At 57.2% G+C, this 21,506-nt stretch carries 20 protein-coding genes; 11 read left to right on the forward strand and 9 right to left on the reverse strand.

Going from position 1 to position 21,506, the window contains the following annotated elements:
• Positions 1–2: 2 nt before the first annotated feature.
• The 4 genes from ppx to purM form a co-directional block, all read right to left on the reverse strand.
• Complete coding sequence (gene ppx, locus LG383_RS03060) at positions 3–1,544, reverse strand: exopolyphosphatase (RefSeq protein WP_166183319.1); 1,542 nt, start codon at positions 1,542–1,544, stop codon at positions 3–5.
• Positions 1,545–1,547: 3 nt separating this feature from the next.
• Positions 1,548–3,608, reverse strand: a complete 2,061-nt coding sequence (gene ppk1 / locus LG383_RS03065) for a polyphosphate kinase 1 (RefSeq protein WP_106994627.1) — start codon at positions 3,606–3,608, stop codon at positions 1,548–1,550.
• A gap of 201 nt (positions 3,609–3,809) precedes the next feature.
• A complete protein-coding gene (gene purN, locus LG383_RS03070) occupies positions 3,810–4,451 on the reverse strand; it encodes a phosphoribosylglycinamide formyltransferase (RefSeq protein WP_225758298.1) in 642 nt (213 codons plus the stop codon).
• Positions 4,448–5,485 (reverse strand): phosphoribosylformylglycinamidine cyclo-ligase, encoded by a 1,038-nt coding sequence (gene purM / locus LG383_RS03075; RefSeq protein WP_106994629.1) that lies wholly within the window; start codon positions 5,483–5,485, stop codon positions 4,448–4,450. Before purM ends, purN begins: the two co-directional genes overlap by 4 nt.
• A 279-nt stretch (positions 5,486–5,764) precedes the next feature.
• Between purM and LG383_RS03080 the strand changes: the two genes are divergently transcribed.
• The 4 genes from LG383_RS03080 to LG383_RS03095 all read left to right on the forward strand — a co-directional run bounded on the left by LG383_RS03080 (position 5,765) and on the right by LG383_RS03095 (position 10,250).
• Positions 5,765–7,195 carry a 6-phospho-beta-glucosidase gene (locus LG383_RS03080; RefSeq protein WP_225758299.1) on the forward strand — a complete coding sequence of 477 codons (1,431 nt, stop codon included), beginning with the start codon at positions 5,765–5,767 and terminating at the stop codon, positions 7,193–7,195.
• 247 nt (positions 7,196–7,442) lie between these two features.
• Positions 7,443–8,069, forward strand: coding sequence for a uracil phosphoribosyltransferase (upp, locus tag LG383_RS03085; protein ID WP_106994631.1), 627 nt, complete (start codon positions 7,443–7,445; stop codon positions 8,067–8,069).
• Positions 8,070–8,163: 94 nt separating this feature from the next.
• Positions 8,164–9,453 (forward strand): uracil permease, encoded by a 1,290-nt coding sequence (gene uraA / locus LG383_RS03090; protein WP_106994632.1) that lies wholly within the window; start codon positions 8,164–8,166, stop codon positions 9,451–9,453.
• Positions 9,454–9,548: 95 nt separating this feature from the next.
• Complete coding sequence (locus LG383_RS03095; RefSeq protein WP_207630125.1) at positions 9,549–10,250, forward strand: DnaA inactivator Hda; 702 nt, start codon at positions 9,549–9,551, stop codon at positions 10,248–10,250.
• Positions 10,251–10,283: 33 nt separating this feature from the next.
• Here LG383_RS03095 and arsC read toward each other — a convergent pair whose 3' ends face one another.
• Both arsC and bepA read right to left on the reverse strand, forming a co-directional pair.
• A complete protein-coding gene (gene arsC / locus LG383_RS03100; protein WP_106994634.1) occupies positions 10,284–10,643 on the reverse strand; it encodes an arsenate reductase (glutaredoxin) in 360 nt (119 codons plus the stop codon).
• A gap of 10 nt (positions 10,644–10,653) precedes the next feature.
• Positions 10,654–12,117 carry a beta-barrel assembly-enhancing protease gene (bepA, locus tag LG383_RS03105; protein ID WP_225758300.1) on the reverse strand — a complete coding sequence of 488 codons (1,464 nt, stop codon included), beginning with the start codon at positions 12,115–12,117 and terminating at the stop codon, positions 10,654–10,656.
• 221 nt (positions 12,118–12,338) lie between these two features.
• Here bepA and LG383_RS03110 point away from each other — a divergent pair, with 221 nt between their 5' ends.
• Entirely contained in the window at positions 12,339–13,400 is a 1,062-nt protein-coding gene (locus LG383_RS03110; protein ID WP_106994636.1) for an AI-2E family transporter, read from the forward strand.
• Between the two features lie 138 nt (positions 13,401–13,538).
• Here the strand turns inward: LG383_RS03110 and bcp are convergent, their stop codons facing one another.
• Both bcp and LG383_RS03120 read right to left on the reverse strand, forming a co-directional pair.
• The gene (bcp, locus tag LG383_RS03115; RefSeq protein WP_166183306.1) at positions 13,539–14,009 is read right to left on the reverse strand and encodes a thioredoxin-dependent thiol peroxidase; all 471 of its coding nucleotides are present in this window, start codon (positions 14,007–14,009) and stop codon (positions 13,539–13,541) included.
• On the reverse strand, positions 14,009–14,578 hold the full coding sequence (locus tag LG383_RS03120; RefSeq protein ID WP_207630081.1) for a glycine cleavage system transcriptional repressor: 570 nt from the start codon (positions 14,576–14,578) through the stop codon (positions 14,009–14,011). The genes bcp and LG383_RS03120 overlap by 1 nt, the downstream gene beginning before the upstream one ends.
• Positions 14,579–14,723: 145 nt before the next feature.
• Between LG383_RS03120 and dapA the strand changes: the two genes are divergently transcribed.
• From dapA to ypfH, 6 genes are all read left to right on the forward strand, one after another.
• Positions 14,724–15,602, forward strand: a complete 879-nt coding sequence (gene dapA / locus LG383_RS03125; RefSeq protein ID WP_166183304.1) for a 4-hydroxy-tetrahydrodipicolinate synthase — start codon at positions 14,724–14,726, stop codon at positions 15,600–15,602.
• Between the two features lie 16 nt (positions 15,603–15,618).
• Positions 15,619–16,653, forward strand: a complete 1,035-nt coding sequence (bamC, locus tag LG383_RS03130; protein WP_106994640.1) for an outer membrane protein assembly factor BamC — start codon at positions 15,619–15,621, stop codon at positions 16,651–16,653.
• A 109-nt stretch (positions 16,654–16,762) separates the two neighbouring features.
• Complete coding sequence (gene purC / locus LG383_RS03135) at positions 16,763–17,476, forward strand: phosphoribosylaminoimidazolesuccinocarboxamide synthase (protein WP_032613044.1); 714 nt, start codon at positions 16,763–16,765, stop codon at positions 17,474–17,476.
• 122 nt (positions 17,477–17,598) lie between these two features.
• Complete coding sequence (locus LG383_RS03140) at positions 17,599–18,462, forward strand: neutral zinc metallopeptidase (protein WP_106994641.1); 864 nt, start codon at positions 17,599–17,601, stop codon at positions 18,460–18,462.
• A gap of 15 nt (positions 18,463–18,477) precedes the next feature.
• On the forward strand, positions 18,478–20,478 hold the full coding sequence (locus tag LG383_RS03145; RefSeq protein ID WP_370635157.1) for a tRNA(Met) cytidine acetyltransferase TmcA: 2,001 nt from the start codon (positions 18,478–18,480) through the stop codon (positions 20,476–20,478).
• A 73-nt stretch (positions 20,479–20,551) separates the two neighbouring features.
• Positions 20,552–21,247: an esterase gene (gene ypfH, locus LG383_RS03150; protein ID WP_225758302.1), complete on the forward strand. Its 696-nt coding sequence runs from the start codon at positions 20,552–20,554 to the stop codon at positions 21,245–21,247.
• A gap of 37 nt (positions 21,248–21,284) precedes the next feature.
• Here the strand turns inward: ypfH and LG383_RS03155 are convergent, their stop codons facing one another.
• Positions 21,285–21,482: a YpfN family protein gene (locus LG383_RS03155; protein ID WP_095453344.1), complete on the reverse strand. Its 198-nt coding sequence runs from the start codon at positions 21,480–21,482 to the stop codon at positions 21,285–21,287.
• Positions 21,483–21,506: the final 24 nt, after the last annotated feature.

Here is a 21,506-nt window from a genome sequence, read left to right on the forward strand (position 1 = left end):
AATCAGGCGGCGACGTTCGGAGAGTGCTCTTCTTCAATCTTCAGACACCAGCCGGTAACGGCGCTCCAGTACTGCTGCTCTCTTTCCAGATCCAGCAGCACCAGCGCGTTCTGGCTGAACCAGTCGTGCGGGAAGCTCAGCGTCCAGTGGTTGTCGTCCGTAGTGAGCGTCAGGGTTGGCGGCGTGGTGGTCGCCTGACGCTGGTTGTTGAGCAGCACGCCCAGACGTAACAGCTGGATCAGCGGCAGGAACTGTTTTTTCTTGAACAGCGTAAAGCGCGGCAACTCGTCCAGCTTAACGGCTTTGCGATGATAGCGTACCAGCGAGGCCATCATGGTCTGCTGCTCCTGATTGAAGCCAGGCAGGTCGCTGTTTTGCAGAATGTAGGCCGAATGGCGGTGCATCCCGCTGTGATTGATGTTCAATCCGACTTCGTGCAGCATCGCCGCCCACTTCAGCAGGGCCGCCAGCTGCGGATGCGCCAGTTTCGGGTTCTGGGTTTCCCACTGCTCATACATATGGGTGGTAGTTTCCAGGACCCGCTTCGCCTGCTCACGATCGATGTTGTACTGATTCGCCAGGCTCTGCGCGGTACGGCTGCGAATATCCTGGTGACGGAATCGGCCTTCCATCTCGTAGAGTACGCCTTCGCGCAGCGCGCCGTCAGACAGGCGCAGCTCACGAATGGCCAGCGCATCGAACACGCCGCACAGGATCGCCAGACCCGGCACAAACACCGCCTTGCGCTCTTCGGACAGGCCAGGCAGGCTCAGGGCATCAAAGCTCTTATGCTTGATCACCTCTTCCATCAGCATCGACAGACGCTCCGGGGTGATAAAACCGTCTTTTTCGCCCATCTCCACCAGCACTTCATGTGCGGCTTTAATCGTACCCGAGGCGCCGAGCGCCACGTTCCAGCCCTGCAGTCGGTACTGCCAGGCGAGCGACTCCAGCTTCTGCACCGCGGCCATGCGGGCACGCTGGAAGTTTTCCCGGCTGATGGTCCCACCCGGGAAGTAGAGTTGTGCAAAACTGACGCAGCCCATCCGGCGGCTTTCCACCAGATGTGGCTCAAAGTTTTCGCCAATCACCAGCTCGGTGGAGCCACCGCCGATATCGATCACCAGCTTGCGGCCTTTTTCTGGCTGAGTATGTTCCACACCCATGAAAATCAGTCGGGCTTCTTCATTCCCCGAAATGATCTCGATAGGGTAGGGGATCACCTGCTCCGCACGCTTTAAAAATTCGGTGGCGTTCGACGCCTGGCGGAGGGTGTGGGTCCCGACAATGCAGACGCTCGATGGGGTGAAACCCTGCAGGCGTTCGGCAAACAGCGACAGGCAGTTCAGCCCGCGCTCCATCGCCTCTTCGCTGAGCATGTTGTCCGGCCCCAGGCCGTCAGCCAGGTGGACGCGCTGTTTCAGCCGACCGATGATCTGCATTGCACCATCGACTTCACGGGCAATGACCATGTGGAAGCTGTTAGAGCCAAGGTCGACCGCAGCAAACTCCTGCGGTCGTGGGGTCTTATCGTTTATCGGCATAGGTTAATCGGATTGCTCGAGTGATTTGATATAGTCGTAAATCGCCAGCTGTGCCCGCACTTTACGGCGATTGCCGCGCGGCACATAGCGGTTACTCAGTTCTTTATCGATATAACGTGCTTTTACAGTATCGCTTAACAATAAGTCAATGATATCAAGAATTTGTTGCTTCAGCCGCGGGTCAAGCAGCGGCGCCGCCACTTCAATGCGGTAATCGATGTTACGCGTCATCCAGTCGGCAGAGGAGAGGTAGACGCGTTTATCGCCACCGTTCTCAAAAATATAGATGCGATCGTGTTCAAGGTAGCGGTCGACGATGCTCGTAACGCGAATATTTTCACTGATTCCCTCAAGTTCAGGGATAAGCGAGCACATGCCGCGGATCAGCAGATTGACCTGAACCCCGGAACCGGAAGCCGCATACAGGCGATCCACCAGCCCTTTATCGACCAGGTTGTTGAGCTTCAGCGTAATGCCAGCCGGCAGGCCATTCTGGGCATTGGCGATCTCTTTGTCGATCATGTCATACAGCAGGCGACGGGAGTTCTGCGGCGACACCAGCAGATAGTCGAAGCTGACCGGGCGATACGGGTTCTCAATGAAGTTAAAGACCCGGCGCACCTCGTTGGTGATGCGCGCATCGGCGGTGAGCAGCGAGTAGTCGGTATAAATTCGTGCGGTCTTCTCGTTAAAGTTGCCGGTACCGATGTGGGCGTAACGCACCACGTCCTCCCCCTCTTTACGGGAGATGAGGAACAGCTTGGCGTGGATCTTCAGCCCCGGGGCCGAGAAGATGACGTGTACGCCCGCTTCGGTCAGGCGGCGGGCCCAGTGGATGTTGGCCTCTTCATCGAAGCGTGCCTGCAGCTCCACCACCACGGTCACTTTCTTGCCGTTGTGGGCGGCGTGGATCATCGCATCGATAATGCGGGAGTCTTTCGCCACGCGGTAGATGTTGATTTTGATCGCCAGCACGTTGGGATCGAACGATGCCTGACGCATCAGCTCCAGCACGTGCTCAAAGGTGTGGTACGGATAGTAGAGCAGTACGTCGCGCTCGCGAATGGCGTCGAAGCCGTTGCGGAACTTATCGAACCAAATATGGCGCAGGCGCGGCAGCGGCTTGTTCACCAGATTGGCTTTGCCGACATTCGGGAAGCCGATAAAGTCTTTAAAGTTGTGATAGCGGCCACCCGGGACGATGGAGTCGTAGCGGGAGATGGTCAGCTTTTCACGCAGCATCTCGACCATCGCGTCCGGCATATCGCGCTGATAGACGAAGCGCACCGGCTCCGCGGTCAGACGCTGCTTGAGGCTGGAGGACATCAGCTCCATCAGGCTGGCTTCCATCTCGTGCACCAGATCGTACTCGGCGTCACGGGTCATCTTCATCGAATAGGCGTTCAGGGCGTCGTAATCGAAGAAGCCCTTAAAGATGTCGTCCAGACAGTAGCGCAGGATGTTATCCAGCAGGATCATCGGTTTGCGGCGGCGCGGGGTTTCCGGCGGCAGGTTGACGAAGCGCGGCACTTTATCTGACGGGATCTCCAGCAGCGCATAACGGATGCTGTCGCCACGAATAATCTCCACCGCCAGATAGGTGTAATCATCCTTCAGGAACTGCACCAGATCGGTTTCGCGGTTAATCAGAATGGGGGTGATGTGCTGGCGCAGATAATGTTTGAAATAGTGACGCAGCCAGCTCTGCTGGTTGACCGAGAGCTGTCGCTCGTTAATCAGGAAGATTTGATTGCGTGCCATCTCCAGCAGCAACTCGTTATACAGACTGTCAAATTCCTGATCGGCTTTCAGAACCCGGGACTGGATCTTGCCCAGCAGATGACGCGAATTGGAATTTAAACCCTGCTCTTCGCTAATGATGATTCGGCGTTTCAGCTCAGCAAAGCGAACTTTGTAGAACTCATCCAGGTTATTGGAGTAAATCCCCAGAAAACGCATGCGCTCAATCAGCGGGTTAGTTTTATCCGCTGCTTCCTGAAGCACGCGCTCATTGAAGGCTAACCAGCTTAGCTCTTTCTCGATGTATAACTTTTCCTGACCCATTACTACTCACACTCCAGTTCAATCACAGGACGTGGTAAATCCGTCTCGCCTTTATTATGGCGAGCATTTCCACTATATGTCCAACTGTGTCAGAAAAGTATGACAGTTAAATTTTTTATTGAGGGATAATAACGAGTTGCCGGGCAGACGGGGCAAAGGGTGTTGTAGGCCGGGTAAGCGATAGCGCCACCCGGCAAAAGACTACTCTTCGGCCGCGTGGCCTTGCGGGGGTAACGGCGCGCCATCCAGCCAGGCGGCACCGTCGCGCATTTCAAGGCGGCCATCAACAAACCAGCTGACCACCAGCGGATAGATGGCATGCTCCTGGGCCTGAACCCGGGCGGTGACATCCTCTTCGCTGTCGCCTGCAAACACCGGCACTTTCGCCTGCAGGATCACCGGGCCACCGTCCAATTCGTCAGTGACAAAATGGACCGAGGTGCCGTGCTCCTCGTCGCCATTATCCAGCACCTGACGGTGGGTGTGCAGGCCGGGATATTTTGGCAGCAGGGAAGGGTGGATGTTCAGCAGTCGCCCGGCATAGTGCGCCACAAAGGCCGGACTGAGGATCCGCATGTAGCCCGCCAGCACCACCACGTCCGGGGCGTAGGCGTCGATCTCCTGCACCAGCTCACGATCAAAGGCTTCGCGGCTGGCAAACTGCGAGGCACCGAGCGCATGGGCGGCAATGCCTGCGTCGCGGGCGCGCTCAAGGCCGAACGCGTCGGCCTTGTTACTGAATACTGCGCGAATGGTGCCGTTGATCTTCTTCTGTTCGCAGGCATCGATGATAGCCTGCAAATTACTTCCGTTACCGGAAATGAGCACCACTATGTTTTTCATTCAATGACCACACGCTGTTCGGAATCAGATGCTTTGATGATACCGATTTTCCACGCGTTTTCACCTTTGGCCTGCAGCAGCGCCAGGGCATTGTCCACTTCGCTGGCTGGCAGAGCGATCAGCATCCCCACGCCGCAGTTGAAGGTGCGATACATTTCATGATCGCTGACGTTACCGGCATCCTGCAGCCAGTTGAACACTGCCGGCCACTGCCATGAGGATTCGTCGATTACCGCCTGGGTGTTGTCCGGCAGTACGCGCGGAATATTTTCCCAGAAGCCGCCGCCGGTGAGGTGGGCGATGGCGTGAACATCCACGTTCTCGATCAGCTCCAGAATGGATTTCACGTAGATGCGGGTTGGTTCGAGCAGGTGATCGGCCAGCGGTTTGCCTTCCAGCTCGGTGGTCAGCGGATCGCAGCCACTCACTTCAACAATTTTACGCACCAGAGAGTAACCGTTGGAGTGCGGACCGCTGGAGCCCAGCGCAATCAGCACGTCGCCGTCGGTCACTTTGCTGCCGTCAATGATTTCTGATTTTTCGACAACGCCCACGCAGAAGCCGGCTACGTCGTAATCTTCGCCGTGGTACATCCCCGGCATTTCAGCGGTTTCACCGCCGACCAGCGCACAGCCAGACTGCAGACAGCCTTCAGCGATACCGCTGATCACGCTGGCTGCGGTGTCGACGTCCAGCTTGCCGGTGGCGTAGTAGTCGAGGAAGAACAGCGGCTCAGCGCCCTGAACCACCAGGTCATTCACGCACATGGCAACCAGGTCAACACCGATGGTGTCGTGGCGTTTCAGATCCATCGCCAGGCGCAGCTTGGTGCCGACGCCGTCAGTGCCCGAGACCAGAACCGGTTCGCGATATTTTTGCGGCAGCGCGCACAGTGCGCCGAATCCTCCCAGCCCACCCATCACTTCCGGGCGACGGGTTTTTTTAACGACCCCTTTGATACGGTCAACCAGCGCATTACCTGCGTCAATATCTACACCGGCATCTTTGTAGCTGAGAGAAGTTTTGTTGGTCACGGCTCAAGTCCCCACGCGATTGCATTGCGATTGTAAGAAAAATCGGCGCAATTCTAACAGTCCAGGCAAACGTTTGCGAGCCCATTCTGCAACAGAAAAAAGGGGCCCTGAAAATCCAGCAAAAATCGCGTGCTGACACGCAAACTTGAACCCGTTCACGAAAATGAAACCGGGTACATTCTTATACTTGCAACCCCTTCGCTGAATGCACATCATTTCACTGAAACCGGTTTCTGTACTCTTTTTTGCCGATAATTAACGCTGAATGAGGGATATCGCATGTCAGGATTCAAAGAGGGTTTTCTGTGGGGCGGCGCGGTGGCGGCGCATCAACTTGAAGGCGGCTGGCAGGAGGGCGGGAAGGGCCCGAGCGTCGCAGACGTAATGACCGCAGGCGCGCACGGCGTCCCGCGCGAGATCACCGACGGCGTGCTGCCGGGCAAAAACTACCCCAACCATGAAGCCATCGATTTCTATCACCGTTACAAAGAGGACATCCAACTCTTTGCAGAAATGGGCTTTAAATGCTTCCGCACCTCGATTGCCTGGACGCGTATTTTCCCCAAAGGCGACGAACAGCAGCCCAACGAGGCGGGCCTGCAGTTTTACGACGATCTCTTTGATGAGTGCCTGAAGCACGGCATCGAGCCGGTGATTACCCTCTCGCATTTCGAAATGCCTTATCACCTGGTGAGCGAATACGGCGGCTGGCGTAACCGTAAACTGATCGACTTCTTTGTGCGCTTTGCCAGCGTGGTGTTTACGCGTTATCAGCACAAAGTGAAGTACTGGATGACCTTCAACGAGATCAACAACCAGGCCAACTTCCACGAAGATTTCGCTCCGTTCACCAACTCCGGCCTGCACTATCAGCCGGGTGAAGATCGCGAGCCGGTGATGTTCCAGGCGGCGCACTACGAGCTGGTGGCCAGCGCCCTGGCGGTAAAGGCCGGACGTGAAATCAACCCGTCCCTGCGTATCGGCTGCATGATCGCCATGTGTCCGATTTATCCGCTGACCTGCGCCCCGGACGACATGATGATGGCGATGAATGCTATGCATCGCCGCTACTGGTTCACCGACGTGCACGTGCGCGGCGCCTATCCGCAGCATCTGCTCAACTATTTTGCCCGTCGCGGTTTCGAGCTTGATATCACCGAAGAGGACAAAGCAGCGCTGAAGCAGGGCTGTGTGGATTACATCGGCTTCAGCTACTACATGTCGTTTGCCACCAAGGCGACGGCGGATAACCCGCAGCTGGATTACGACGAGAGCAAAAGTCTGGTCTCCAACCCCTACGTGCAGAAATCGGACTGGGGCTGGCAGATTGACCCGGTGGGGCTGCGCTACTCCCTGAACTGGTTCTGGGATCACTACCAGCTGCCGCTGTTTATCGTCGAAAACGGTTTTGGTGCCATCGACGTGCTGGAGAGCGACGGCACGGTGAACGATCAGTACCGCATTGACTATCTCAGCGCCCATATCCGCGAGATGAAAAAAGCGGTGGTGGAAGATGGCGTGGATCTGATGGGCTATACCCCGTGGGGCTGTATCGATCTGGTCTCAGCCGGCACCGGTGAAATGAAAAAACGCTATGGCTTTATCTACGTCGATAAAGACAACGAAGGCAACGGCACGCTGAATCGCAGCAAGAAAAAATCCTTCGACTGGTATCAGAAGGTGATTGCCAGCAACGGCGAGTCGCTTTAATTCTGCATTGCCGGGTGGCGGCTTCGCCTTACCCGGCCTACAACCCCTGTAGGCCCGTGCAAGCGCAGCGCCGCCGGGCATAAAAACTGCCGCTTAGCCCTCCGGTTTTTTTTGTCTCTTTTATACTCTCTGCAGCCCGTTATTCACTTTGGTTGATCCCGGTCAAGCAAGATGGGTATGGCGTAGTCCGCAAAAAGCGGTATAATCCGGCGATTTTTTTGTGGCTGCCACCCGAAGGAGAAAGAGAATGAAGATTGTGGAAGTGAAACACCCACTCGTTAAACACAAGCTGGGCCTGATGCGTGAGCATGACATCAGCACTAAGCGCTTTCGTGAACTGGCCTCTGAAGTTGGCAGCTTACTGACCTATGAAGCAACCTCCGATCTGGAAACTGAAACTGTCACCATTGAAGGCTGGAACGGCCCGGTACAGGTTGAGCAGATCAAAGGTAAAAAAATTACCGTTGTGCCAATCCTGCGTGCGGGTCTGGGCATGATGGAAGGCGTGCTGGAGCACGTCCCGAGCGCGCGTATCAGCGTGGTCGGTATTTATCGCGACGAAGAGACGCTGGAGCCGGTTCCGTATTTCCAGAAGCTGGTTTCCAACATCGACGAGCGTATGGCGCTGGTTGTTGACCCGATGCTGGCGACCGGTGGTTCAATGATCGCCACTATCGACCTGCTGAAAAACGCGGGCTGCAGCAGCATCAAGGTACTGGTACTGGTTGCCGCGCCGGAAGGCATCGCCGCGCTGGAAAAAGCGCACCCGGACGTGGAGCTGTACACCGCCTCTGTCGATCAGGGTCTGAACGAGCACGGTTACATTATCCCGGGTCTCGGTGATGCCGGTGATAAGATTTTTGGTACCAAATAAGTGAACAACGAAAAAGAAGCCGACTTTGATAGTCGGCTTTTTTTTGAATAAAAAAACCAACCGCTAAAAACAAACAACACTTGAGGAAAACACTATGACGCGCCGTGCTATCGGGGTGAGTGAAAGACCGCCGCTTTTACAGACAATCCCGCTTAGTTTGCAGCACCTGTTTGCGATGTTTGGCGCAACCGTGCTGGTGCCAATCCTGTTCCACATTAACCCGGCTACCGTGCTGCTGTTTAACGGTATCGGGACGCTGCTGTACCTCTTCATCTGTAAAGGGAAAATCCCGGCCTATCTGGGTTCAAGCTTTGCCTTTATCTCCCCGGTACTGTTGCTGCTGCCGTTGGGCTACGAAGTGGCGCTGGGCGGCTTTATCATGTGCGGCGTGCTGTTCTGTCTGGTGGCTTTCATTGTGAAAAAAGCCGGTACCGGCTGGCTGGACGTGATGTTCCCACCTGCGGCAATGGGCGCCATTGTTGCCGTCATCGGGCTGGAGTTAGCCGGTGTCGCGGCGAACATGGCGGGCCTGCTGCCTGCCGACGGTCAGGCGCCGGATACCAAAACCATTATCATCTCGCTGGTGACCCTGGGCGTGACAATCTTTGGCTCCGTGCTGTTCCGTGGCTTTATGGCGATTATCCCGATCCTGATTGGCGTGCTGGCGGGCTATGCGCTCTCCTTCGCCATGGGCGTGGTGGATACTACGCCGATCGCCCAGGCCCACTGGTTCGCGCTGCCAACCTTCTACACCCCGCGCTTTGAGTGGTTTGCCATCTTCACCATTCTGCCTGCCGCGCTGGTGGTGATTGCCGAGCACGTCGGCCACCTGGTGGTCACGGCAAACATCGTCAAGCGCGACCTGATCCGCGACCCGGGCCTGCACCGCTCGATGTTTGCCAACGGCTTCTCGACCATTATCTCCGGTTTCTTCGGCTCAACGCCAAACACCACCTACGGTGAGAACATTGGTGTGATGGCCATTACCCGCGTGTACAGCACCTGGGTTATCGGCGGCGCGGCGATTATCGCTATCCTGCTCTCCTGCGTGGGTAAACTGGCGGCAGCCATCCAGATCATCCCGGTCCCGGTGATGGGCGGCGTTTCGCTGCTGCTGTACGGGGTAATCGGTGCCTCCGGTATCCGTGTCCTGATCGAATCGAAAGTGGATTACAGCAAAGCGCAGAACCTGATCCTGACCTCGGTGATCCTGATCATTGGCGTCAGCGGTGCCAAGGTGCACATTGGCGCGGCCGAGCTGAAAGGCATGGCGCTGGCAACCATCGTTGGTATTGCCCTGGCTCTGATCTTCAAACTGATCTCCGTTCTGCGCCCGGAAGAAGTGGTCCTGGACGCGGAAGAGACAGAAAAAGTCTCCCATTGATCCTCTAACCGGGCGGCCGATCCGCCCGGTTCTCTCCCCGCTTGTTCCGTGTTAAACTCTGGGCCGATTCCGAGTAAGACCTGGTTGAGGTATTTCTGAACGCACCGGCACAGCTCTCTTTGCCACTTTATCTTCCCGACGACGAAACTTTCGCGAGTTTCTGGCCGGGTGATAACCCCTCTTTACTGGCTGCACTGCAAAACGTGTTGCGCCAGGAGCACAGCGGTTACATCTATATCTGGTCACGCGAAGGCGCGGGGCGCAGCCATCTGCTGCATGCCGCCTGTGCCGAACTCTCGCAGCGCGGGGATGCGGTCGGCTATGTGCCGCTGGATAAGCGCACCTGGTTTGTGCCGGAAGTGCTCGATGGGATGGAACAGCTGTCGCTGGTCTGCATCGACAATATCGAATGCGTGGCGGGGGATGAGCTGTGGGAGATGGCGATTTTTGATCTCTACAATCGCATTCTGGAGTCCGGGAAAACCCGGCTGCTGATCACCGGCGATCGTCCACCGCGTCAGTTGAACCTGGGGCTGGCCGATCTCGCCTCCCGCCTCGACTGGGGGCAGATCTACAAATTACAGCCGCTCTCCGATGAAGATAAATTGCAGGCGTTGCAGCTGCGGGCGCGGTTGCGGGGGTTTGAACTGCCGGAAGACGTGGGACGTTTTCTGTTAAAACGGCTGGATCGCGAGATGCGTACGCTGTTTGTGACCCTCGATCAGCTGGATCGGGCATCTATCACCGCTCAGCGAAAGCTCACCATTCCCTTTGTGAAAGATATCCTCAATCTGTAGGCCCGGCGCACGCAGGCTACCGGGCCATTTTACTTACTTCACAATCTCCAGCACCTGTTCAGGTGGGCGGCCAATACGTGCTTTACCGTTTGCCACCACAATCGGGCGCTCGATCAGCTTCGGATTATCCACCATCGCCTGAATTAACGCCTCTTCAGTGAGCGCGCTGTCAGCGAGGCCCAACGCTTTGTAAAGCTCCTCTTTCTGGCGCATTAACGCTCTGGCACTGCTCATGCCCAGCTGGCTTAACAGCGTGCGCAGGGTGTCCGCATCCGGCGGCGTCTCCAGATAGAGCACCACCTGCGGCTCAACGCCGTTGGATTTCAGCAGGGCTAGTGTTTCGCGGCTCTTTGAGCAGCGAGGGTTGTGGTAGATCGTAACCGCGTCAGACATCTCTTCTCCTTTACATCTTTTCATACGGACGGTAGCGCTGCTGCAGCTGGCGCAACTGATCGATGCGGGCATCGTAACGGGCCTGTTGCAGGCTACCGAGTTTCACCTGCGAGCTGGCGCTGCTCAGCAGGGAGATGGCCTGATCCAGGCGTCCGACCAGGGCGTAAGCTTCGGCGCGGGCCGCCAGCTCCTGATCGCGATGGCCAAGGGCGCCTTCCGCCTGGGCCAGCAGATCCCAACCGTTAGGATCGTCTTTATTACTGAAGGTGTAGCGGTTGAGGAGGGGCGCGGCTTGCTGCGGCTGTCCGCCCTGTAAATAAGCATTCGCCAGGTTGAGTTGCAGGACCGGATTAGTGCGTATTTCCCGCGCGCCTTTTAGTCGGTTAATCGCATCCTGGGCTTTTTTCTGCCCTAAATCGATGTCGGTGGCCAGATCGAGATACCAGGCATTGTTGGCCTCTGCGGTCAGCAGCGGCTGCAGGTTCTTGCGGGCCTCATCATAGTTGCTGGCCTCCATCGCCTGTAACGCCCGACCGTACTGGGCCGCGCGCTGTTCACGCACGTTGCCTTTCGCCAGCGCGTCCAGCAGATCGTTGGTCAGCTGGTTACGCCCGGAGTTGTACATGCCGAGGCTTCTGACCTTCGCCATGTAGAAATCTTCCGAGGACTGCACCACTACCGGACGCATCTGGTTGGCACGGTTACGCGCATCCGACAGACGGCTTTCTGGCAGAGGGTGGGTCAGCAAAATTTCCGGTGGACGCGAGGAGTAGCGCGCCCGATCGAGTAACTTTTCAAGGAAATTCGGCATCGCCTGCGGGTCAAACCCGGAGCGCTGCAGCACCTGTATACCGATGCGGTCAGCTTCCTGTTCATTCTGCTGGGTAAAACTGATCATTCCCTGACGCGTACCCGCCAGCGTACCGGTCAGCGCCGCCATCCCCGCCTGCGGGCTGGCCATCGCCAGCAGAATGGAGCCCAGCGCGCCCACCCAGGTGAGCGGGGCGCTGCGCTTCTGATCTTCCATGGCGCGTGCCAGATGGCGCTGGGTGACGTGGGAAATTTCGTGCGCCATCACCGAGGCCAGCTGGCTTTCGTTATCGGCGTAGCGGAATAACGCCGAGTGCAACACCACATTGCCGCCGAAGAAGGCGAAGGCGTTGATCTCATCGTTATTGATTAAATAGAAGTGGAAAGGGGTTTTCACCGAATCCGCATGGGAGACAAGGCGCATTCCCAGGGAATTGATGTACTGCACCAGCAGCGGATCGTTAATCAGCGGCGCACTGCCGCGCAGCTGGCGCACGTAATAGTCGCCCATTTGCAGCTCCTGACCAATGGAGAGCGTGCTGCCTGCCGAGGTGCCCATGTCCGGCAATGATTCTGCAGAGTCAGCGAACGCAGGCACCATCTGGCCGGCGGCCAGCACAGCGATGAGCGTCGCAACCAACGTTTTTTTCAACTGCCTGAACATAACCTCTGTCCTGTCTGGTGGGTGTGCTAATTTGACCGAATAACCCGCATATCGTTCACCTGCGGCTGCTCTGCGAGTGTAGCCGCGTCAGGGCGATAAGAAAATCCCTCTTTTCAGGCTTTTGCGTTTTGTGACAGAGCAAGAAAAAGCGAAAGTCTTTTCATTGACTCTCCGATACAATTCACCTTTTACGTCCAGCCATCATCTTCAGGGAAGGTTGCATGCTCGAGTTATTAATGCAGTGGTACCGCCGACGCTTTAGCGATCCGGAGGCCATTGCGCTGCTGGTTATTCTGGTTGCCGGATTTGGCATCCTCTTCTTCTTTAGCGGGCTGCTGGCCCCGCTGCTGGTGGCGATTGTGCTCGCCTATTTGCTGGAGTGGCCGACGGTCCGGCTGGAAAATATCGGCTGCTCCCGCCGCTGGGCCAGCATCATCGTACTGGTCTTTTTTGTCGGTATCCTGCTGGTGATGTCCTTTGTGGTGCTGCCGATTGCCTGGCAGCAGGGGATCAACCTGATTCGCGATATGCCTGGCATGCTCAGCAAGCTCTCGGATTTTGCCGCCACCCTGCCGCGTCGTTATCCGGCTCTGATGGATGCGGGCATTATTGATGCGATGGCTGAAAACATGCGTACCCGCATCATGACGATGGGGGACACGGTGGTGAAATTCTCCCTCGCGTCGCTGGTGGGCCTGCTGACGCTGGCGGTCTATCTGGTGCTGGTGCCGCTGATGGTCTTCTTCCTGGTTAAAGATAAAGAGCAGATGCTTAACGCGGTGCGCCGCGTGCTGCCGCGTAACCGTGGCCTGGCAGGGCAGGTATGGAAGGAGATGAACCAGCAGATCACCAACTACATCCGCGGCAAAGTGCTGGAGATGATCGTTGTCGGTATAGCCACCTGGATTGGCTTCTTCATCTTTGGTCTTAACTATTCGCTGCTGCTGGCGGTGCTGGTGGGCTTCTCGGTGCTGATCCCGTATATCGGGGCTTTCGTGGTCACCATTCCGGTCGTGGGCGTGGCGCTGTTCCAGTTTGGTCTGGGCACCGAGTTCTGGAGCTGTTTCGCAGTCTATCTGATTATTCAGGGCCTGGACGGTAACCTGCTGGTGCCGGTGCTGTTCTCGGAAGCGGTCAACCTGCACCCGTTAGTCATTATTCTCTCGGTGGTGATTTTTGGCGGGTTATGGGGATTCTGGGGGGTGTTCTTTGCCATCCCATTGGCAACGCTGATTAAAGCGGTGGTTCATGCCTGGCCGGATGTGCCGGCGGTTGAGGAGTAGTCTGTTGCCCGGCGGCGCTAACGCTTGCACGGGCCTGCGGGTTTTGTGCGGACTGATGCCCTCACCCCAACCCTCTCCCACGGGGAGAGGGCGCAAACACTAAAAACGGCAACTCAGGTTGCCGTTTTGCGTTTACCTTCAGGCGTTCTCTTTCACCCAGTTCAATACCACGTCGTGGTGATTGCTGGTTTTGAAGTCATCAAACACATGCTCAACCTTACCTTCGGCATCGATCAGGAAACTGATGCGGTGGATACCGTCGTAGGTTTTGCCCATAAAGGTTTTCTCACCCCAGATGCCAAACTCACCGCAGACCTGATGGTCTTCATCGGAGAGCAGCGTGAAGTTCAGCAACTCTTTTTCGGCAAAACGAGACAGCTTTTCAGGCTTATCGGTACTGATACCCAGCACTTCCACGCCCGCGCTCTTCAACTCATCCATGTTGTCACGTAGACCGCACGCTTGTACGGTACAGCCTGGCGTCATGGCTTTTGGGTAGAAGTAGACCAGAACACGCTGTCCCTGGAAGTCGGTTAAATTTACTTGCTCGCCGTCTTGATCGGGCAGGCTAAATTTCGGTGCGATGTCACCGGCTTTCAGTGGATTCATTACTCAACTCCGTCTTGTTCATGCTGGGAATAATTGACGACGTTTATACTGCCTTGCGCATTTAATTCTGTACAGAGGGCTTTGAACGCTTGCTCTATATTTGATGCATCCTGAGAGGCCGGGCTGTGCGCGGTGATCTGGATAAACAGTTTAGGAATAGTGTGGCCTTCACCTGGCTGGGTACGGGAGACCAGCTCGGCAATGTTCATCTGATGGCTATCAAACAGGGCGGTAAAGCGTTCGATTAAGTGCGGGGAGTCAGTCACTTCCACCTGGACCCAGACGGTTGCCGGCAACGCTGGCTGCGGACGTGCGGTGGTGCGCTTCATCACGATTAACAGATCCAGCTCTGCGCCTTTTAACGGCAGGGTCGATTCAATTAAGGTGATGGCATTCCACGATCCGGAAAGCAGCATGATGAAGGTGAACTCTTCCCCCAGCATCGCCAGACGACTGTCTTCAATGTTGCAGCCGCAGCTACTGACGTGGCGAGTAATGGTGTTTACGATCCCCGGCCTGTCAGCACCCAGCGCAGTGATAACCAGGTAATGTTGTGATGATGTTGTCAAACCGGTTCTTCCTTTGCATGGTTTAGTCTTTCTAAGGAAAGCATAAAAAAAACCGGCATACAATAACCTGGAGGCCTCATGTCCCTTGCTTTTATTACAGCACCAAACGTACCATTGAGGCTCTTGCACGCACAGAGGATGGCCCATGTTCACGGGAAGTATTGTTGCGCTTGTTACACCGATGGATGAGAAAGGTAATGTCTGCCGGTCAAGCCTGAAGAAACTGATTGATTATCATGTCGCCAGCGGAACCTCGGCGATTGTTTCGGTAGGGACTACCGGTGAATCTGCAACGCTGAGCCATGAAGAGCATGGCGAAGTGGTCATGATGACCCTCGAACTGGCTGACGGGCGTATCCCGGTTATCGCCGGTACGGGCGCCAACGCGACCGCTGAAGCCATCAGCCTGACCCAGCGCTTCAACGACTCGGGTGTGGTCGGTTGCCTGACGGTAACGCCATACTACAACCGTCCGACCCAGGAAGGTCTGTTCCAGCATTTCAAAGCCATCGCTGAACATACTGACTTGCCACAAATCCTGTATAATGTGCCGTCGCGTACTGGCTGCGATATGCTGCCAGAAACGGTTGGCCGTCTCGCGAAAGTAAAAAATATTATCGGTATTAAAGAGGCGACCGGGAACTTAAGCCGTGTTCATCAGATCAAAGAGCTGGTTTCAGACGACTTTATTCTGCTGAGCGGTGATGATGCGACCTCGCTGGACTTTATGCAGCTCGGCGGCCACGGGGTAATTTCCGTGACCTCCAACATTGCAGCCCGCGATATGGCTGAAATGTGTAAACTGGCGGCTGCCGGTCATTTCCAGGAAGCCCGCGTGATTAACCAGCGTCTGATGCCGCTGCACAACAAATTATTTGTCGAACCCAATCCGATCCCAGTGAAATGGGCATGTAAGGAGTTGGGACTTGTAGCGACCGATACGCTGCGCCTGCCGATGACCCCGATTACCGACCACGGTCGCGAAACGGTCACTGGCGCGCTGAAGCATGCCGGTCTGCTGTAAAGTTTAGGGAGATTTGATGGCTTACTCAGTACAGAAGTCGCGCCTGGTGAAGGTTGCGGGTGTTTCGCTTGTTATGCTGCTCGCGGCCTGTAGCTCAGATTCACGCTACAAGCGCCAGGTGAGCGGTGACGAATCCTATCTGGATGCTGCGCCGCTTGCTGAACTTCATGCGCCCGCTGGCATGATCCTGCCCGTTCAAAATGGCGACTATAACATTCCGGTCACCAATGGGAGCGGCGCGGTAGGCAAAGCGCTTGATATCCGTCCGCCAGCACAGCCTCTGGCGCTGGTAAGCGGGGCGCGTACTCAGTTCACCGGCGATACCGCGACGCTGCAGGTTGAGAGCGCGCGTAATGCCGCGCTGTGGCCGCAGGTTGTCAGCGTGATTCAGTCGAAGAACTACACAATCACGCAACGCGATGACGCCAGCCAGACGCTGTCGACAGACTGGATCGAATGGTCCCGTCTGGATGAAGATCAACAGTACCGTGGACGTTATCAAGTCTCTGTTAAACCTCAGGGTTATCAGCAGGCGGTCGTGGTTAAGTTGCTGAACCTCGAGCAGGCAGGCAAGCCCGTCTCCGATGCCGCTTCCCTGCAGCGCTACAGCACCGAGATGCTTAACACCATCGCTGCGGGCCTCGACAAAAACGCAACCGACGCTGCCAATGCTGCCCAGAGCCGCAATGGCGCAACCTTCGACGTGCAGAGCGCTGCCGACGAAACCGGTCTGCCAATGCTTGTCGTACGTGGTCCGTTCAACCAGGTCTGGCAGCGTCTGCCTGCCACGCTTGAGCGCGTCGGCATGAAAGTGACCGACAGCACCCGCTCGACCGGCAGCATGGCGGTGACCTACAAGCCGCTGTCTGACAGCAGCTGGGAAGCGCTGGGCGCACGCGATCCGGGTCTGGCTTCCGGCGACTACAAGCTTCAGGTCGGCGATCTGGACAACCGTAGCAGCCTGCAGTTTATCGATCCGAAAGGTCACACTCTGACCCAGTCGCAGAACGATGCGCTGGTCGCTGTCTTCCAGGCGGCATTCAGCAAATAAAAAAGAGGGCTGGTGAATCCAGCCCTTTTTATTTTCGTGCTACGCAAACGTGTGCGTGGCATAATATCTCCAGTTTTGAACACAAATCATCACACCAGGAGTAATGAAGATGCAGAAGCAAGCTGAGTTGTATCGTGGCAAAGCGAAAACCGTATACAGCACGGAGAACCCGGATCTGTTGGTGCTCGAGTTCCGCAATGATACGTCAGCAGGAGATGGCGCGCGCATTGAACAGTTTGACCGTAAAGGGATGGTGAACAACAAGTTCAACCACTTCATTATGAGCAAGCTGGAAGAAGCGGGCATCCCTACGCAAATGGAAGCGTTGCTGTCCGATACCGAATGTCTGGTGAAAAAGCTGGATATGGTACCGGTGGAATGTGTCGTCCGTAACCGCGCCGCAGGCTCCCTGGTGAAGCGTCTGGGTATTGAAGAGGGCATCGAGCTCAACCCGCCGCTGTTCGACCTGTTCCTGAAAAACGACGCCATGCACGATCCGATGGTTAACGAATCTTACTGCGAAACCTTTGGCTGGGTGAGCAAAGAGAACCTGGCGCGCATGCAGGAGCTGACTTTCAAAGCCAACGACGTGCTGAAGAAGCTGTTTGATGACGCCGGCCTGATCCTGGTCGACTTCAAACTGGAATTCGGATTGTATAAAGGCGAGGTGGTTCTGGGTGATGAATTCTCCCCGGACGGCAGCCGCCTGTGGGACAAAGAGACGCTGGATAAAATGGACAAAGACCGCTTCCGCCAAAGCCTGGGCGGTGTGATTGAAGCGTACGAAGCCGTTGCCCACCGTCTGGGTGTTAAACTCGACTAATCCCGTCCTGTCGCCAGGGGAACCTCTGTTCCTCTGGCATCTCACCTTTGTTTCCAGTGGTAATCTTGCCCCGAACCGCCTACGATCATATTTATTATTAAGATGATAATTTCGAGGTGGTTATGCGCTGGCAAGGGCGTCGTGGAAGCGACAATGTAGATGACAGACGTAGTAGCGGTGGTCCGTCAATGGGTGGGCCGGGCTTCCGGCTGCCGGGCGGAAAGGGCGGTATCATTATTCTGCTGGTGGTCGTGGTAGCAGGTTACTACGGGGTCGACCTGAGCGGGTTACTCACCGGGCAACCGATGCCGCAGCAGCAGCAGGCGACGCGCTCCATCAGTCCAAATGAAGATGAAGCGGCAAAATTTACCTCGGTGATCCTGGCCACCACGGAAGATACCTGGGGTCAGCTGTTCGACAAAATGGGTCGCACCTACCAGCAGCCGAAGCTGGTGATGTACCGCGGTGCCACGCGTACCGGCTGTGGGACCGGGCAATCGGTGATGGGGCCGTTCTACTGTCCTGCCGATGCCACCGTCTATATCGATCTCTCCTTCTACGATGACATGAAACGCAAGCTGGGTGCCGACGGCGACTTTGCCCAGGGCTACGTCATCGCCCATGAAGTGGGCCATCACGTGCAGAAACTGCTAGGCATTGAGCCAAAGGTTCGCCAGCTTCAGCAGAATGCCAGCGAGAGCGAAGTGAATGCGCTGTCGGTGCGTATGGAGCTGCAGGCTGACTGCTTTGCCGGGGTCTGGGGCCACAATATGCAGCAGGAGGGCGTGCTGGAGGCGGGAGACCTGGAAGAGGCGCTTAACGCCGCGCAGGCGATTGGCGACGATCGTTTGCAGCAGCAGAGCCAGGGACACGTGGTGCCGGACAGCTTTACTCACGGGACGTCAGAACAGCGTTACAGCTGGTTCAAAAAAGGCTTTGACGGCGGCGATCCTGCCCAGTGCAATACCTTCGGTAAGGCCATGTAATTCTCAATGTCAGGGATGAATTTATCCGGGTTACCGGAACAACTGGCGCGGGAGGGGCACCGGCGATTACTGGTGCTGAGCGGGGATGACACATGGACGCAGCAGCAGGCGCTGCTGCTGAAAGAAGAACATCCCGGAGACTGGCTGTGGGTTGGCGACAACGCCCCCCAGCTCCCGTCCTGTTCACCCCAGGCGCTGAATCAGCTGTTGGGCCGTGAATTTCTCCACGCCATCTTCGATGCCCGCCAGGGCTTCGATGTCTCGGCCTTTGCGGCCGTCGGCGGCACGCTGCGGGCCGGAAGTATACTGGTTTTACTCACCCCAGCCCTTGCACGTTGGCCGGAGCTGGCCGACCAGGATTCGCTGCGCTGGAGCGACAGGCCAGAGCCAATCCCCACTCCTCGCTTTACTGAACATTTCTGCCGACATATCACGCGCGACCCGCAGGTTTTACTCTGGCAGCAGGGCGCCTCTTTTCCCCGATTGCAAACCCTGCCTGCCCCCGACTGGCATCCGGCCAGCGGTGAGCCGCAGCGGGAGCAGGCCGCGATCCTCGCCTGGTTGACGACGATGCCCGCAGGGGTCGCCGCCGTGACCGCCGCGCGCGGTCGCGGAAAGTCGGCGCTGGCAGGCATGCTGCTGCAACGCATTGCAGGCCACGCCATTGTCACGGCACCCGCCAGAGCGGCGACGGAAGTTATCGCCCGCTTCGGTGGCGACCGCTATCACTTTATGGCCCCGGACGCGCTGCTGGCTTCGGACGAGCGCGCCGACTGGCTGATCGTTGATGAGGCGGCGGCGATCCCCGGCCCGCTGCTGGCGCGGCTGGTGACGCGCTTCCCCCGGGTGCTGCTAACCACCACGGTGCAGGGTTATGAGGGTACCGGCAGGGGATTCCTGCTGAAATTCTGCGCCCGCTTTGCCGGGCTGCGTTACTTCACCCTGAGTGAACCGGTGCGCTGGGCCGCGGGCTGCCCGCTGGAGCGTATTATCGCCGAGGTGTTGCTGTTTGATGACGAACCCGACGAGCGTCTCCCGCAGGGGGAGATCGTCTGTGCGCCGCTGGAGCAGGAGGCCTGGAGCCGTGATCCTGACCTTCCGGCGGCGGTCTATAAATTGCTCTGTGCCGCGCACTACCGGACCTCACCGCTTGATCTGCGGCGGATGATGGATGCCCCGGGGCAGCATTTTGCCGTCGCCCGAACGGCTGATGACGTCTGCGGCGCGCTGTGGCTGGTGGAGGAGGGGGGGCTGAGCCCGGCGCTCAGCCAGGCGGTGTGGGCGGGCTACCGCCGTCCACGCGGCAACCTGGTGGCGCAGTCGCTGGCCGCTCATGGCGGCTCCCCGCAGGCCGCCACCCTTACCGCCCGGCGGGTAACGCGCGTTGCGGTCCATCCCGCTCGCCAGCGTGAGGGCATTGGCCGGGCGCTGATTGCCACCGCCCGCCAGCAGGAGAATATCGACTATCTGTCCGTCAGCTTCGGCTATACCGAGGAACTCTGGCGCTTCTGGCAGCACTGTGGCTTTGTGCTGGTGCGTATGGGCAGCCACCGCGAGGCCAGCAGCGGCTGCTATACGGCGATGGCGATGCTGCCGCTTAGCCCGGCGGGGCAGGCGCTGTGCCAGCGCGAGCAGCAGCGGCTCTGTCGCGATGCGCCAGTCATTGAACGCTGGAATGGTGAAAAGATCCCGGTAGCGCCCGCTGGTGAGGCTACCCTTAATGATGATGACTGGCTGGATCTGGCCGGGTTTGCCTTTGCGCACCGCCCCTTTACGGCGGCGGTGGCCAGCCTGACGCGACTGCTGCAGGCGACGGATCTGCCGCTGGCAGGCGTGCGGGGCAAAATCGAACAGGGGCTGGACGACAGCGACCTGAGTCGCGCGTTAGGCCTCAGCGGACGCAAAGCCCTGCTGAGCCAGCTGCGTATCGAGACGGGCCAGGCGCTGACGCAGCTGGACAGCGAACGCTGCCAGAAGCTGAAGCATACCGTTTTGCAATGGCAATTTTTTCAATGACTTCATCAGTAAACTGGCATGTTCATTCTGCCTGTCAGGCGTAGAATCCCGCTTATCAAATAAGGAGACTGCCATGAAACATGACCATTTTGTTGTCCAGAGCCCCGATCGTCCGGCTAAACAGCTACTGCTGCTGTTTCATGGCGTCGGCGATAACCCGGCCAATATGGCGCAGATTGGCAGCTGGTTTGCGCCGCTGTTTCCTGATGCTCTGGTGGTCAGCGTGGGCGGCGCAGAGCCGTGCGGCCCCGATGGTCGGCAGTGGTTTTCGGTGCAGGGCGTGACTGAAGAGAGCCGTCAGGAGCGGGTGGATGCGATCATGCCGACCTTTGTCGGGACGGTGCGTTACTGGCAGCAGCAAAGCGGTGTCGGCGCGAATGCCACCGCGCTGATCGGCTTTTCTCAAGGGGCGATCATGGCGCTGGAGAGTGTAAAAGCCGAGCCGGGGTTAGCCTCGCGGGTGATTGCGTTCAATGGCCGCTACGCGACCCTGCCGGAACGGGCGAATACGGCGACTACGATCCACCTGATCCACGGCGGGGAGGATCACGTCATTGAGCTGTCCCATGCGGTTGCCGGTCAGGAAGCGCTGATCCGCGCGGGCGGCGATGTGACGCTGGATATTGTTGACGATCTGGGACACGCCATTGACGATCGCAGTATGCAGTTTGCGCTGGATCACCTGCGTTTTACCGTGCCGAAACACTACTTCGATGAAGCACTCAGCGGCGGTAAGCCGAACGACGACGGCATTGTTGAGTTTCTCTGAGGGCTAACCCTCTCCCGCAGGGGAGAGGGTTAAGACATTACTTCTTCTGGTCCTTCTTCGGCCAGTCGTCTTCATCATCCCACTTGTCGTTAAAGTCACGATGTGGGGGGAGGTCAGGTTTGTTGGCGAGGAATTTCTTATGGTCAACGCGCTTGAGATCCTTGATCACGTTCAGCAGCACGCCTACCAGAAAAACCAGTACCAAAATCCACCAGTATTTAGCCAGCCAGTCCATTCGCTTATCCTTCTTCAGGGCAAC

The sequence above is a fragment of the Leclercia sp. Marseille-Q4284 genome (genome assembly GCF_916618945.1).
GTDB lineage: Bacteria > Pseudomonadota > Gammaproteobacteria > Enterobacterales > Enterobacteriaceae > Enterobacter > Enterobacter tamurae.

Coding starts and splice junctions, on each gene's coding strand:
- ppx (WP_166183319.1), bottom strand. CDS start 1,544: ATGCCGATAAACGATAAGACCCCACGACCGCAGGAGTTTGCTGCGGTC.
- ppk1 (WP_106994627.1), bottom strand. CDS start 3,608: ATGGGTCAGGAAAAGTTATACATCGAGAAAGAGCTAAGCTGGTTAGCC.
- purN (WP_225758298.1), bottom strand. CDS start 4,451: ATGAAAAACATAGTGGTGCTCATTTCCGGTAACGGAAGTAATTTGCAG.
- LG383_RS03080 (WP_225758299.1), top strand. CDS start 5,765: ATGTCAGGATTCAAAGAGGGTTTTCTGTGGGGCGGCGCGGTGGCGGCG.
- upp (WP_106994631.1), top strand. CDS start 7,443: ATGAAGATTGTGGAAGTGAAACACCCACTCGTTAAACACAAGCTGGGC.
- uraA (WP_106994632.1), top strand. CDS start 8,164: ATGACGCGCCGTGCTATCGGGGTGAGTGAAAGACCGCCGCTTTTACAG.
- arsC (WP_106994634.1), bottom strand. CDS start 10,643: ATGTCTGACGCGGTTACGATCTACCACAACCCTCGCTGCTCAAAGAGC.
- bepA (WP_225758300.1), bottom strand. CDS start 12,117: ATGTTCAGGCAGTTGAAAAAAACGTTGGTTGCGACGCTCATCGCTGTG.
- LG383_RS03110 (WP_106994636.1), top strand. CDS start 12,339: ATGCTCGAGTTATTAATGCAGTGGTACCGCCGACGCTTTAGCGATCCG.
- bcp (WP_166183306.1), bottom strand. CDS start 14,009: ATGAATCCACTGAAAGCCGGTGACATCGCACCGAAATTTAGCCTGCCC.
- dapA (WP_166183304.1), top strand. CDS start 14,724: ATGTTCACGGGAAGTATTGTTGCGCTTGTTACACCGATGGATGAGAAA.
- bamC (WP_106994640.1), top strand. CDS start 15,619: ATGGCTTACTCAGTACAGAAGTCGCGCCTGGTGAAGGTTGCGGGTGTT.
- purC (WP_032613044.1), top strand. CDS start 16,763: ATGCAGAAGCAAGCTGAGTTGTATCGTGGCAAAGCGAAAACCGTATAC.
- LG383_RS03140 (WP_106994641.1), top strand. CDS start 17,599: ATGCGCTGGCAAGGGCGTCGTGGAAGCGACAATGTAGATGACAGACGT.
- LG383_RS03145 (WP_370635157.1), top strand. CDS start 18,478: ATGAATTTATCCGGGTTACCGGAACAACTGGCGCGGGAGGGGCACCGG.
- ypfH (WP_225758302.1), top strand. CDS start 20,552: ATGAAACATGACCATTTTGTTGTCCAGAGCCCCGATCGTCCGGCTAAA.
- LG383_RS03155 (WP_095453344.1), bottom strand. CDS start 21,482: ATGGACTGGCTGGCTAAATACTGGTGGATTTTGGTACTGGTTTTTCTG.